Consider the following 13138-nt stretch of genomic DNA (forward strand, 5'->3'; position numbering starts at 1 on the left):
CGAACGGGGAGCGTGCCGACGTTCCGGGCGTGACACGCGGCATCTTTTCGAGCAAACGTTCGACGGCGCTCGCTCATATGTTCTATGTTGTCGCGCATGGCTTCCAGCACGCTTCCCCTCGACCGGCCCCTGGAGCGCGAGCCGGCCGCGCTGGCGATGCGCATCGGCGTCGTGGCGGCCGAGGCCGCCCTCGCCGCCTTCGCGCGCAACCTCGACGTGGACGACCTCGCCGACGGCGTCGACTTCCAGGGCGCCATCGGCCCCGCCGAATGGCCGCTGTTCTCCCTGGTCATCGACACCCTCGCCGAGGCGGCGCCGGGCGACGACCGGCCGCTGGACGAGCGCCGCGCGGACGCCCTGAACGACCTCGCCCGCATCTGCATGGCCGCCAAGCGGCGCGCCGCCTAGACGGGCACTCCCGGGCGCGCGGAGGCGAGCGGGCGGCGTCGGCGCGCCCCGGCCCGCGGGTCCGGCCGCCGCGCGGCGCGGGTCCCGGCGTCCGGCCGGTCCGGGTGCGCGTCGGCGGGATGAACGGTGTCGTGCGGGCCCGGGCGGGCCGGCTGGGCGGCGCCGCACACCCGGTCGGCCAGGCGCGCCTCGGCGGGGGAGCGGGGCGTCAGCAGGACGGCCGCACCGGACGCCGCCAGCTCGTGCAGCACCCGCCACACCCGGTCGGCCGCGGCGTCGCCGAGGCCCGCCGTGGGCTCGTCCAGCAGCAGCACGTCCGAGCGGCCCACCAGCGCCAGCGACAGGTCGAGCATGCGCTGCTCACCGGGGTCCAGCCGCTCGTACCGGACGTCCGCGCGGTCCGCCAGCCCGGTCCGCCGCAGCGCCTCGGCCGCGGGGAGCGGGTCGAGCGTCCAGCGGCGCCAGCCGTCCACGACCTCCGCCGCGGTCAGGCCGGGGAACCAGCCGCCCGCCCGCCAGACGGCCCCGGGGCGGCGCCCGCCCCGGTCCTCGTACGGGTCGGCGCCCCGCACCCGCACGGTCCCCCCGGCGGGGCGCCGGAGCCCCGCGACCGCCTCCAGCAGCGCCGTCGCCCGGGGGCCCGGCCCCCAGGGCAGCGCGACGACCTCTCCCGCGCCGACGGTGAACGAGAGCCCGTCCCGCCGTCCCGTGCCGAGGCGCACGCCGCGCGCCTCGATGATCGCGCCCTTCATCCGTCGTCCCCCCACCAAGATCGTTGTGCGGACGACGCTAGCCGGGCGGGCGGGCCGCGGCGGGCGGAGCGGCGGCCCCGTTCGACATCCGTAAGATCTCCGTCAGCCCCGGAGCGCCTTCGCCTTGACCTTCCCGGTGCTCGTGCGGGGCAGCTCGTCGACGAAGTGGACGTCCCGCGGCACCTTGTACCGGGCGAGGTGCTCCTTCACGTAGGCCTTCAGGTCGTCCGCGCCGACCTCGGCGCCGGGCGCCCGCACCACGTACGCGGCGAGGCGCTGCCCGAACTCGGCGTCGTCCACCCCGGTCACCGACGCGTCCGCGACGTCCGGGTGCCCGCCGAGCAGCGCCTCGACCTCGCCGGGGAACACGTTCTCCCCGCCCGAGACGATCATGTCGTCCGCGCGCCCGTCGACGAACAGCCGCCCCGCGTCGTCGAAGTGCCCCAGGTCGCCGGTGCTCGTCAGGCCGTCCCGCACCTCCTTGCCGCCGCCCCCGGTGTAGCCCGCGAACCGCAGCCCGCCGCCGACGAAGATCTCGCCGGGCTCCCCGGGCGGCAGCTCGTTCCCGTCCTCGTCCAGGATCCGGATCGTCAGCCGCAGCGACGGGCGCCCGACCGTGCCGGGGGCCTCCCGCAGGTCGTCCGGGGTCGCGATCGTCGCCCAGCCGATCTCGGTCGCCCCGTACACGTTGACGAGGACGTCGCCGAACCGGTCCATGAACGCGTCCGATACGTGCGGGTGCAGCGCCGAACCGCCGCAGACGACCACCCGCAGCGACGGGACGGGCACGTCCGGGGCGTCCAGGACGCGCTGCAGCATGACCGGGACGGCGACGAGCGCCTCCGCCTCCGTCTCCGCGATGAGCCGCAGCGCCTTCTCCGCGTCGAAGCGGCGCGACAGCACCAGCGGCATGCCCATGCCGAGCCCCACCGTCGAGTACGCGAACCCGAGCAGGTGGAACAGCGGGGGAGTGATCACGATGGGGGCGCCCGACCGGACCGGGACGCGCATCAGGTGCGTCAGCGCGGCCGGGATCAGCGCCCCGACCGACATCTCGTGCCGCGCGCCCTTCGGGGTGCCGGTGGTCCCGGACGTCATGATGATCACGTTGCTGGGGCGCGGGGGCTTCAGCGGCTCGGCGCGGGTCTCCTCGACCAGCGCGTCGATCGTCTCGGGCGCGGGCGCGTCCGTCCAGCCGAGGATCCGCGCGCCGCCGAACCCGGCGTCGTCCACGACCGTCCCGAACTCCTCGTCGTGGACGAGCAGCCCGACGCCCTCCCGCTCGGCGACGTCCGCGAGCTGCCGCGCGGAGAAGTCGGTGTTGAGCAGCACCACGTCGTTCCCCAGCCGGGACGCCGCGAGCACCGCCTCGACGAACCCCCGGTGGTTGCGGCACAGGACCCCGACGCGGTCGTCCTCCCGCACCCGGTCGCGCAGCGCCGTGGCCAGCGCCGCCGCCCGCTCCTCCAGTTCCGCGTACGTGAGCGTGCCCCGCTCGTCGATCACGGCCGTCCGGTCGGGCCACCGCAGCGCCGACATCGCCCCGACCGTGGCCGGAACGGGCCCGTAGCGCAGGTAGGCCAGCGGCATCCGGACCGCCCGGTCCGGACGGACCGGCCGCAGCGCGCCGACGTCCCGGACCGCGCGCGCCGCCCGTACTCCCTGGCTCGCGAACGAACGCACCCGCTCGAGCACCGAATCTCTCCTTTGTCGGGAAGGTCGCCATACCCATTAGACGAGAAGTTCAACGGCGCGCAAAGGCTAGGGTGGCGTCGATGCCCGCGAACATTGAACCCGTCACCCCGGACGACCTCGACCGCGCCGTCCTGACCGCCCTCGACGCCCTGCGCGAGCTGCCGTCCGACGCATGGTCCGGCGACCCCGCCTCGCTCGACTGGACCCGCTGGGAGACCGTCGAGCACATGTGCAACGCGCTCACGCTCTACGCCATGAACATGGGTCCCAGGAAGCCGCCCATGGACCGCAACGTGCCGTTCGCGCGCGAAGGGCGCAGGCCCGCCGCCCCCACGACCATCGTCCACGCCGACACCGCCGCCGGATCGGACGGCCTCCTGCAGGTCTTCGAGGCGTGCGCCGCGCTGCTCGTCGCGAAGGTGCGCGTCACACCGCCGGACGTCCGCGCGTACCACGTCTACGGCGCGTCCGACCCCGGGGGCTTCGCCGCGATGGGCGTCGTGGAGACGCTCGTCCACACCCGCGACCTGATCGAGGGCCTGGACGTCCCGTACGACCCTCCCGCCGACGTGTGCGCGCGGACGCTGGCCCGCCTGTTCCCGGACGCCCCGGCCGACACGCCCCCGTGGCGGACGCTCCTGTGGGCGACGGGCCGCGCCGACCTCCCCGGCCGCCCCCGCGTCACGACCTGGCGCTGGTACGGCGCCCCGAGGTGACGACCGACCACGAGCCCGCGCCCGCGGACGGCTTCGCCGCCCTCGCCGAGTACGTCCGCACCTTCCGAGCCGAGGGGTACCGCGTCGACAAGGTCGTCCAGCCGGTATGCGGGGAGTGCGGCCACCGCGCGTTCGAGGTGTGCCTGGACGACGATGAAGGCGTCGTCCGGCGCACCTGCGCCCGGTGCGGGACGTCCGCGTACATCGCCGACGGCGCCGACTTCCTGGAGGAGGCGGAGCTCGGCATGTGCGAGTGTCCCGGGTGCGGCGGGACCGAGTTCGAGATCGGCGTCGGCTTCTCCCTCCACCCCGACCGCGAGGTCCGCTGGATCAGCGTCGGCCTCCGCTGCGTCACCGACGGCACGGTCGGCGTCTACGCCGACTGGAAGATCAACTACGGCCCGTCGGCCCATCTGCTCGACCACTGCTGACCCGCTCCACCGCAGGCGTTCACGGGGTGTTCCGGGCCCGCGCGTCGATGTCCGAGTGCGGCGGCGTGCACGGCAGCGGATTCCACGACCCGCCGGGCCGCGAACGTGTACGGGCCGAAGTCCTCGGTCACCCGGGCAGTGGGGCCGGTCAGCGGAGGTAGTGGAAGGTGGGTTTGGGGTGCATCAGGAAGTCGTGGTGGGAGATGTTCCACGCGTAGGCGCCCGCCATCGCGAAGGCGATGACGTCGCCCGGTGACAGGGGCGGGACGGGGACGTCTCTGGCGAAGACGTCCTTCGGGGTGCAGAGCTGGCCGACGAGGGTGGCGCGGGCGGCCGGGGCGGCGGTCGAGGTCAGGACGTCGAAGGGCTGGTCGTGGCCCTTGGTCGCGGGGGTTCGCAGGTGGTGGGTGCCGCCGCGCAGGATCGCGTGGGTCTCGCCGCGGGTCGTCTTCACGTCGAGGACGTCGGTGACGTACCAGCCGTGGTAGGCGGTGAGGGCGCGGCCCGGCTCGACGCGGAGGCGATGGCCGGGCGGGAGGCCCGCGCCGTAGGACGTCCAGTCGAAGCGGGCCTCGGGGGCGGTGTAGTCGACGGCCATGCCGCCGCCGACGTTGATCTCCGGGTCGTCCACGCCGTGCTCCTCGAGGAACGGCGCCGCCCAGTCGACGATGCGGGTCGCGAGGTCGACCATCGCGGGGGCGTCCAGGCCGGAGGCGAGGTGGGCGTGGACGCCGCGGAGGGTGAGGCCCGTGGAGCGGGCGCGGCGGGCGCACTCGGCGAGCGCGTCCTCGTCCATGCCGAAGGGGCCGCTCATCGCGAGGGCGGCGCCGGACGTGCGGAAGGGCAGGTTCGCGCGGAGCAGGACGTTCGCGGGGCCGAGGGCGGCGAGGCGGGACAGTTCGCGGGGGCTCTCCACGTGGACGCGGTCGACGCCGAGGGCGAGGGCGAGTTCGTCGTCGGTCTTGCCGGGGCCGCCGAACGCGATGGGGATGTGCGGGAGCGTCTCGCGGACGTGGGTCAGTTCGCCGCCCGAGGAGACTTCGACGCCGTCCACGTGGGGTGCGACCGTGCGGAGGATCTCGGGGTCCGGGTTCGCCTTCGCGGCGTAGAAGAGTTCGGTGGGGCCGAGCGCCGCGCGGACGGACGCGACGTGTTCGGCGAGCCCCCGCAGGTCGTACACGTACGCGGGGAGGCGTTCGGGGACGTTGTCGAGTTTCACAGTGGCCTCGCCAGCGGGTTGGGTGCGGGGACGTAGGCGGCGCCGCGGTCGGCGGTGCGGGACCAGCGGGTGCGCAGGTTCGCCTTCGCGGGCAGCGGCACCCCGGCCAGGAGGGCGCGGACCTGCGGGTGGTGGTCGTGGGCGGCGAAGTGACGCCGGGCGGACGGCCACAGTTCGAGGCCGGGGTGCAGGTCGGCGACGGCGGCGGCGATCTCGGTGAGGTGGTTGATCAGCAGGCAGTACACGACGCGGTTCCAGCCCCGGTCGGGCGCGTAGGTGACGCTCTCCGCGACGCGGGGCGGCAGGTGGGCGAGGTCCCACCGGCCCTGGACGAGCTTGGTTCCTTCGAGGTCGCGGAACGCGGCGTGGATCGGTACTCCGTCGGCGTCGACGCAGACCAGGACGTTCTGCAGGTGCGGTTCCAGGACGATGCCGTGGTCCAGGTACGCGCGGAGGACGGGCGGGGCGACCTGGGCGACGTAGGCGTCCCACCAGGTGAGCGCGCCCTCGGGGGTCGACATGGCGGGGAAGGATCGCAGGAGCGCGCCGTAGGGGTCGGCCAGGGCGCCCGCGAGGAGCGGTGTGCCGGGAAGGTGCTTCACGCCCTGGCGGAGGATCACGCCCAGACCTTCGTACAGGCGGCGGTCCGCGAGCGTGACGGTTCGGTAGGCGGGTTCGGCCAGGAGGGTCACGCCCATGGACGCGAACACCGGGTTCAGGAGGTCGTTCAGTGCGACCGCACCTGCGAGTTCGTACCAGGCGTTCTTGCGCACGCAGTTGGTGATGCGCACGTCGAGGCTGAACTTGCAGAAGACGTCGGCGTCCGGAAGGTAAACGGTCCGGACGGAGGAGGTCGGGACGGCTTCCGCGTCGGACGGCCCCAGGTCGGTGAGCAGCCCGGCCTGCAAGGCCCTGTGCAGGCGGTCGGAGAGCAGGGACAACTGCCACGGGTGCGCGGGGATCAGGCGGCGGCCGGGGCCCGGGGGCGGGCCGTGCTTCTCCAGTGTCGCGAACGCGTCCGGGTCGCCTTCTTCGGCGACGAGTTCCTCGGGGACGGCGAGCCAGTGCGGGCGGAAGCGCGCGCGGGCCTCCGGCGCGTACCTGAGCCAGTCGCCGGGTGCGCCCTGCCGCGCCTTGGGGGACGGGTGGAAGCGGTGCCCGGCGACGAGCGACTGCTCGGACGCGACGTACCGGTCGTCCGGTGGGGCCGGCGCGTCCTCGCGGGCCTCGATGATCGCGGCGAGTGCGGTGCGGCTGTCGTCCACCTGGGCGAGGAACTCGGGGTTCGCGCGCCCGGTCGCGAGTTCGAGCTCGCCGGCGACGAGGTCGGCGAGCCGGCGCCACGGCGCGGGCGTCCAGGCGTCGCCGCGCCGCTCCTCGTAGGGCGGTTCGAGCCGGTAGGTGGGCCCGGCGGGCGGGCGGGCCAGGCGGGCGCGCAGGACGACGTCCACCCGGGGCAGCCGGACGACGAGGCGCCCGCCGTCCGCGCGGACCTGCTGCTCGGGCGCGCACACTTCCCGGATCAGGCAGTTCAGCAGTGCCGTCGCGGTGGCGTCGTCGGCCGAGAGGGCGGGGTCGGTCAGCAGCACGTGGTGTCCCGTAGATAGTTGGGCCCGGCCGGGCCGTAGTGCTTGTTGATGTCGGCGGAGCCGGTCCGCGCCTTGTCGACGAGGGTCCCGGCGGTGACCATGGCCTTGCCCGGCAGCGCGGCGGCGTCGAGGGTGCGGGAGCGCAGGAACGCGTCGTCGGGTCCGAGCGCCGCGGCGAGCCGGTCGCGGACGAGCGCGCGTCCCGTCCGCCAGGGGAGCAGGCCGCGCTCGGCGAGGCCGAGGGCGGGCGCCGCCGCGCACAGGTGCAGGGTGATCGTGACGAAGACGCGGGCGAGGGCGTCGGGGTCGCCGGTCGTCATGCGGCGGTCGATGAGGTCGCGCGGGTCGGCGTCCGGGACCGGCGGGAGACGCTCGCGGAGGCGGGCGGGCTCGATGAGCGCGCCGTCGTTGTCCTTGATCAGGAGGCGGAGCGGGCCGTCGCCCAGGACGAGCGACACGTTCTGCTGGTGCGCTTCGAGGGCGATGCCGTAACGGAACAGGGTGACGTTCCAGGAGAACAGCGCGTCGAGGTAGGAGGCGAAGAGGGCCTCGACGTCCCAGCGTTCGATGACGTGGCCGTGTTCGGGTGCCTCGGCCAGTAACGCCGCGACGGGAACGACGTGCGCGCGCGCCGTCTCGGGCGGGAAGCGCCTCACGAGGTAGCCCAGCAGCGGGTTCTGCGCGTGCCCGTACGTCTGCTCGTCCGCCAGCAGGACGGGCAGGGAGGGTTCGCGGTCGAGGACGCGCCGCAGGATCCGTTCGGCGAGCGCGCCGTCCGGCAGCGTGCCCGGCACGATCGTGCGGCGGTTGCGCAGCCCGAGCGTGCTGGTCGGCAGCGGCACCTTCACGTGCGCGAGCGGCGCCGCGGCGACCGTCCGCATCGACAGCGTCGGCCTGACCCGCAGGTACGGGTCCGGTGCGAGGACGGCGCCGGGCTGCGCGCGGACGTGCGGCGCGGCGAGGGGGTGCACGGGGAAGAGCGCCCCGCCGGGCGGCAGCCCGACGTCGGACGGCTCGGGCCACCACGGCGGCGGGTCGCCCGCGAGGACCGCGCCGCGGACGGACGCCCACCGCAGCGGGAACACGGGAGCGAACTCGGGCGCGTAGCGGCTCAGGTCGGCCCGGGTCAGGCCCGTCCGGCTGAGGCTCGTCGGATGCACCGGATGCCCGTTGTACGCGGCGAGGGTCTCGTAGAAGGCGCCCGGGCCGGTGCGGAGCTCGTCCGGGACGCGGGCGAGCCGCCGGTGCACGGCGGGACGCGCGTCGCGCTGCAGCCCGGCGACGGCGAGCGCGTCCCGGCATTCGCGCTCGAACGCGGCGACGTCGTCCGTGGGGTGGGCGAGGCGCCGGACGGCGTGGAAGACGTCGTCCAGCGTGAGGTTCTGCGCCGGGTCCACTTCGATCTCCGACAGGAACGCGGGGCACGCCTTCGCGAGCCGCACGGCGCGGCCCGGCAGGTGCAGGGCCCCCTCCCGGACGAGCCCCCGCAGGCCCCCGTAGTCCTCCCGCAGCAGGGCGTCCAGGACGCGCGCGGCGAGCGCCCCCTCGGGGTTCGCGGACGCGGGGTCGCGGGTGGGCGGGTCCATGAACGCGGCGTCGCCCTCGGTCACGCGATCGTCCACTCGTGGGCGGCGCGGAAGCGGGCGAGGGCCGCCCGGACGCCGTCCGGTTCCGGCCCGATGGCGCGCACGGTACCCAGGTAGTCCCGGTTCGTCCGGGTGAGGGCGACCTCGTCGCCGACCGCCCGCTGCGGCCGGTACGCGAGCCGCACGCCGCCGTCGTCCAGCTCGACGGGTCCGGGCGCGGCGGCCAGGCGGCCCGCGCGGTCGGCGATGACCGGCTCGGCGACGGCGTGCCCGCGCGGCCGCGGGACGGCCGGGGGCAGCCGCTCCCCGAGGTGCACGCGCAGGATCTGCTCGTGCAGCGGGACGCCCAGCAGGTCGGCGAGCAGGAAGTCGCAGTGGTCGCCGATCAGCCGGTAGTTCACCTCGATGATCCGGGCGCGGCCCTCGTGGACGACGAACTCGGTGTGGCACGCGCCGAACCCCGCGCCGAGCGCCGCGAGCTGCGCGAGGACCTGCGGGGTCTCCGGGGGAGGGGGCGCCCATTCGAGGCGTTCCTCGACGAAGTGGGGCGGCGGGGACACGTCCGTGCGGAACGACCCGAGCACCCGCACCTCGTGCCCGTCCCCGAGGGTCTCGAGGGTGTGCAGCGTCCCGGGCAGGTACTCCTCGGCGACGAGCGGGTCCGCGCGCCGCGCGCCGATCTCCGCGACGCGGGCGCGCAGCTCGTCCGCGTCCCGCACCAGGAAGACGTCCTCGCTGGCCACGCCCTCGCGCGGCTTGAGGACGAGCGGGTACGGCGCGTCCGCCGGGACCGCGCGGGCGTCCGCGGAGAACACGGGGTCGAGGTGGGCGAGGCAGCGGCGGGCCAGCGCCTTGTTCTTCGCCCGCGCGGCCGCCCGCCAGTCCTTGCCCGGCAGCCCGAAGTACGCGGCGGCCAGCGCCGCCGGCGCCTGCAGGAAGTCGCCGTTGGAGAAGACGCCGGCGGGCTCCCCGCGCGCGGCGATCCGGTCGATGACGTCCCGGAAGTCGGAGACGTCGCATTCGACGACCGCGCCGACCGGCGGCGGGACGTCCGCGTGCTCGGCGGGACGGTCGGTGAGCAGGACCGCGTCGAGCCCGAGGCGTGCGGCGGCGGGCAGGAACCCGTGCGTCACCGAGTCGGTCGCCTTCCCGGCGACCAGGTAGAGGGAGGCGGCCACGAGGGGCCCTTTCCAGTGAGGTAAGCCTTGCCTAACTCCAGATCGCCAACCATAGTGGCGGGCACGCACCCCCCGGGCAAGAACGATGACACCGCGTGTCTCCCGCCGTCCCCGGATCCGCCAAGATGGGGGCATGGAACTCATCGAGCGGTGGGTCGCGCTGGCCGGGCCGCACACCCGGCACATCGGCGCCGAGCTCGACGCCCGCTACGGCGAGCCGCACCGCCGCTACCACACGCGCGAGCACCTCGCCGCGGTCCTCGACCTCGTCGAGGAACTCGCCGGCCACGCCGCGTCCCCCGACCTCGTGCGGCTCGCCGCCTGGTTCCACGACGCCGTCTACGACCCCGAGCGCGCCGACAACGAGCAGCGCAGCGCCCGCCTCGCCGACCGCATGCTCGCCGACACCGACCTGTCCCCGGACGACGTCGCGCAGGTCGTCCGGCTCGTCGAGCTGACCGCCGCGCACGCCCCCGAACCCGGCGACCGCGACGGGCAGGTCCTGTGCGACGCCGACCTCGCGATCCTCGGGGCCGGCCCCGACCGGTACGCCGCCTACGCCGCCGCCGTCCGCGAGGAGTACGCGTTCGTCCCGGAGGAGCTCTACCGGGCCGGACGCGCGCAGGTGCTCAACTCCCTGCTCGAACTGCCGTCCCTGTTCAACACGCCACCGGCCCGCGCGCGCTTCGAGAAGACCGCCCGGCACAACATCCGGACGGAACTGGCCCTACTGAACGCCTGACGCGTCCACGACGGGCGCGTCCACGACGGACGCGTCCACGCTGGGCGTGCGCGCGCGCAGCGCCTCCCGCACGACCTTCCGGCGGCGCAGCCCCGCACGCGTCAGGCGCGACAGCAGCTCCCGGCAGCCCACCGGCACCGCCCCCTGCGCGACCGCCGCCTGATACAACTCGGACGGGACGTCGTAGTGGTCGCGGTCGAACGCGCGCGGCGGCATCCCCAGTTCCTCCGCGAACGCGTGCAACTCCGCGTAGGACACGTCGCTGACCATGTGCGACCACACCCGGCCGCGCGCCGGCCACAGCGGCGGATCGATGAGGATCAAGAGGCCCTCCCGTGGGCGAGTGCGGCGATCCCGTACTGTGCACGACAGTACGACGACATGCAAAGGGGCATGGGAAGTGAACGACGCAGTCGAGAACATCGACGTTGTCGGGTACATCCGCGGCGAGCGCGACCGGTTCATCGCGGACCTGAAGGAATGGCTGGCGATCCCCTCCATCTCGGGCGACCCCGCCCACGTCGGCGACGTCCGCCGGTCCGCCGGCTGGCTCGCCGACCATCTGCGCGGCCAGGGCTGGCCCACCGTCGAGATCTGGGACACGCCCGGACTGCCCGCCGTGTTCGCCGAATGGCCCGCCGCCGACCCGGACGCCCCGTCCGTCGTCGTCTACGGGCACCACGACGTCCAGCCCGTCGAGCCGCTCGACGAGTGGGTCACCGACCCCTTCGCGCCCGTCGAGGACGGCGACCGCCTCATCGGGCGCGGCGCGTCCGACGACAAGGGCCAGGTGTTCTTCCACACGCTCGGGCTCCGCGCCCTGCTCGCCGCGACCGGCGCGCAGGCCCCGCCCGTCACCGTGAAGCTGCTCGTCGAGGGCGAGGAGGAATCCGGCTCCCTGCACTTCGCCGACCTGCTGCGCGAGCGCCGCGACCGGCTCGCCTGCGACGCCGTCGTCATCAGCGACACCACGATGTGGGCCGCGGACGTCCCGTCCATGTGCACCGGCATGCGCGGGCTCACCGAGGCCGAGGTCACCCTCCGCGGCCCCGCGACCGACCTGCACTCCGGCTCGTTCGGCGGCGCCGTCCCGAACCCGCTGCACGCCATGGCGGCGCTCCTCGCCGGCCTGCACGACGCCGACGAGCGCGTCACGCTCCCCGGCTTCTACGACGACGTCGTCCCCCTGACCGCCGACGAGCGCGCCCTGTTCGCGAAACTCCCCTTCGACGAGGCCGAATGGCTCCGCACCGCCGGGAACAGCCGCGCCGCGCACGGCGAGCGGGGCTACACGACCCTCGAACGCGTCTGGGCGCGTCCCACCGCCGAGATCAACGGCATGTGGGGCGGGCACACCGGCGCCGGCGGCAAGACGATCGTGCCCCGCGAGGCGCACGCCAAGATCTCGTTCCGGCTCGTCGCCGGCCAGGACCCCGCCAAGGTGCGGGAATCGTTCCGGGCCTGGGTGGCCGAGCGCGTCCCGCCGGGCGTCGAGGCCGAGGTGCGCGTCCCCGGCGGCGGGGTCCGCCCGTGCTTCTCGCCGATCGACTCCCCGGGCGTCCTCGCCGCCCGCCGCGCCATGGAACGCGCGTTCGGCCGCGAGGTGCTGTTCACCCGCGAGGGCGGCAGCGGCCCCGAGGCCGACCTCGCCGACGTCCTCGCCGCGCCGCTGATCTTCGTCGCGGTGGGGCTGGACGACGACCGCATCCACGCGCCGAACGAGAAGGTGGAGATCCCGCTGCTGCTCAAGGGCGCCGAAGCCGCCGCGTACCTGTGGGAAGAACTCGCCGGCGCGCTGCGCTGAACCGGGGGGAGAACGAATGACGGTGACCGACGGCCCGCTCGAATGGCTGGCGCTCGCGCGCGGCACCCTGGACCGGGCCGCCGAGCGGCGCGGCGACGACGCCTGGCTCGCGGCCGCGTGGGACGACCCGCGCACCCGCGTCCTGCCGGTCCACGAGGGCCGCGCCCCGGTCGTGCACGAGCCCGCGCCCGCGCTCGTCTTCGTCCCGCCCGCCCAGGCCCCGGACGGCGACCGCCTGCTCCTCGGCGTCGACGCCGACGGCACCGCCTACTTCACGGTCGCCGGCGAGTTCGCCGTCGAGGGCGCCGACCGCGCCGGCCTCCGCCGCGTCGGCGCCCTCCTCGGCGACCGCGACTCCGGCCTGCTCACCCACGCCGTCGCGCTCGAGCACTGGCACGCCACCCACCGGTTCTGCCCCCGCTGCGGCACCGGGACGCGGGTGGCGCAGGCCGGGCACGTCCGGGTCTGCCCCCGGGACGGCGCGCAGCAGTTCCCGCGCGTCGACCCGGCCGTGATCATGCTCGTCACGGACCCGGACGACCGCGTCCTGCTCGCCCGCGGCCCCCAGTGGCCCGCCGACCGCCGCTCGATCCTCGCCGGGTTCGTCGAACCGGGCGAGTCCCTCGAGCAGGCGGTCGCCCGCGAGGTCCACGAGGAGGTCGGCCTGCACGTCCGGGACGTCCGCTACCTGGGCAGCCAGCCGTGGCCGATGCCGCAGAGCCTCATGCTCGGCTTCACCGCCGTGACGGACGAGACCGAGCTGCGTCCCGACCCGGAGGAGATCCTGGACGCCGCCTGGTACACCCGCGACGGCCTGCGCGCCGCGATCGACGCGGGCGAGATCGTCGCCCCCGGCCCCCTGTCCATCGCCGCCCAGCTCATCATGCGCTGGTACGGCGGCGAACTCCCCAACATGCCCCCGTTCTGACGGAGGGTCCGCCACTGGCCGGCGGTGCTCGGCCTCCCCGCCGCCGCGGGGATGGTCCACGCTCCGGCTGTGACCATGTGCGGTTCCGTG

General features: G+C 75.0%; 13 protein-coding genes. 6 read left to right on the forward strand and 7 right to left on the reverse strand.

What is annotated here, in order from left to right; translation table 11 throughout:
* Positions 1–96 precede the first annotated feature (96 nt).
* Positions 97–408, forward strand: coding sequence for a hypothetical protein (locus tag ACFQ11_RS12100; RefSeq protein ID WP_191329913.1), 312 nt, complete (start codon positions 97–99; stop codon positions 406–408).
* Here ACFQ11_RS12100 and ACFQ11_RS12105 read toward each other — a convergent pair.
* Positions 405–1160 (reverse strand): ATP-binding cassette domain-containing protein, encoded by a 756-nt coding sequence (locus tag ACFQ11_RS12105; protein ID WP_378298316.1) that lies wholly within the window; start codon positions 1158–1160, stop codon positions 405–407. The two genes, ACFQ11_RS12100 and ACFQ11_RS12105, sit on opposite strands and share 4 nt — an antisense overlap.
* A 102-nt stretch (positions 1161–1262) precedes the next feature.
* Positions 1263–2855, reverse strand: a complete 1593-nt coding sequence (locus ACFQ11_RS12110; RefSeq protein ID WP_378298318.1) for an AMP-binding protein — start codon at positions 2853–2855, stop codon at positions 1263–1265.
* 80 nt (positions 2856–2935) lie between these two features.
* Between ACFQ11_RS12110 and ACFQ11_RS12115 the strand changes: the two genes are divergently transcribed.
* Both ACFQ11_RS12115 and ACFQ11_RS12120 read left to right on the forward strand, forming a co-directional pair.
* The gene (locus ACFQ11_RS12115) at positions 2936–3571 is read left to right on the forward strand and encodes a maleylpyruvate isomerase N-terminal domain-containing protein (protein WP_378298320.1); all 636 of its coding nucleotides are present in this window, start codon (positions 2936–2938) and stop codon (positions 3569–3571) included.
* Entirely contained in the window at positions 3568–4002 is a 435-nt protein-coding gene (locus ACFQ11_RS12120; RefSeq protein ID WP_378298322.1) for a hypothetical protein, read from the forward strand. Before ACFQ11_RS12115 ends, ACFQ11_RS12120 begins: the two co-directional genes overlap by 4 nt.
* Before the next feature lie 148 nt (positions 4003–4150).
* On the opposite strand, the gene ACFQ11_RS12125 is transcribed toward ACFQ11_RS12120, so the two are convergent.
* From ACFQ11_RS12125 to ACFQ11_RS12140, 4 genes are read right to left on the reverse strand one after another with little or no spacing between them, the layout of a single operon-like run.
* The gene (locus ACFQ11_RS12125; protein ID WP_378298324.1) at positions 4151–5221 is read right to left on the reverse strand and encodes an alanine racemase; all 1071 of its coding nucleotides are present in this window, start codon (positions 5219–5221) and stop codon (positions 4151–4153) included.
* Positions 5218–6810, reverse strand: a complete 1593-nt coding sequence (locus tag ACFQ11_RS12130) for an IucA/IucC family protein (protein ID WP_378298326.1) — start codon at positions 6808–6810, stop codon at positions 5218–5220. Before ACFQ11_RS12130 ends, ACFQ11_RS12125 begins: the two co-directional genes overlap by 4 nt.
* On the reverse strand, positions 6801–8420 hold the full coding sequence (locus tag ACFQ11_RS12135) for an IucA/IucC family protein (protein WP_378298327.1): 1620 nt from the start codon (positions 8418–8420) through the stop codon (positions 6801–6803). The genes ACFQ11_RS12130 and ACFQ11_RS12135 overlap by 10 nt, the downstream gene beginning before the upstream one ends.
* A complete protein-coding gene (locus tag ACFQ11_RS12140; protein WP_378298328.1) occupies positions 8417–9574 on the reverse strand; it encodes an ATP-grasp domain-containing protein in 1158 nt (385 codons plus the stop codon). Before ACFQ11_RS12140 ends, ACFQ11_RS12135 begins: the two co-directional genes overlap by 4 nt.
* A gap of 133 nt (positions 9575–9707) precedes the next feature.
* Between ACFQ11_RS12140 and ACFQ11_RS12145 the strand changes: the two genes are divergently transcribed.
* Positions 9708–10316: an HD domain-containing protein gene (locus tag ACFQ11_RS12145; RefSeq protein ID WP_378298330.1), complete on the forward strand. Its 609-nt coding sequence runs from the start codon at positions 9708–9710 to the stop codon at positions 10314–10316.
* On the opposite strand, the gene ACFQ11_RS12150 is transcribed toward ACFQ11_RS12145, so the two are convergent.
* Positions 10302–10640, reverse strand: coding sequence for a DUF4031 domain-containing protein (locus ACFQ11_RS12150; RefSeq protein ID WP_378298332.1), 339 nt, complete (start codon positions 10638–10640; stop codon positions 10302–10304). The genes ACFQ11_RS12145 and ACFQ11_RS12150 overlap by 15 nt on opposite strands.
* Before the next feature lie 97 nt (positions 10641–10737).
* On the opposite strand from ACFQ11_RS12150, the gene ACFQ11_RS12155 reads away from it, so the two are divergent.
* Together ACFQ11_RS12155 and nudC are read left to right on the forward strand one after the other, a co-directional pair.
* Positions 10738–12120, forward strand: coding sequence for a dipeptidase (locus ACFQ11_RS12155; RefSeq protein ID WP_378298371.1), 1383 nt, complete (start codon positions 10738–10740; stop codon positions 12118–12120).
* A gap of 16 nt (positions 12121–12136) precedes the next feature.
* Positions 12137–13048, forward strand: a complete 912-nt coding sequence (gene nudC / locus ACFQ11_RS12160; protein ID WP_378298334.1) for an NAD(+) diphosphatase — start codon at positions 12137–12139, stop codon at positions 13046–13048.
* Positions 13049–13138 lie beyond the last annotated feature (90 nt).

The organism is Actinomadura sediminis (assembly GCF_042675525.1).
Lineage (GTDB): Bacteria > Actinomycetota > Actinomycetes > Streptosporangiales > Streptosporangiaceae > Spirillospora > Spirillospora sediminis.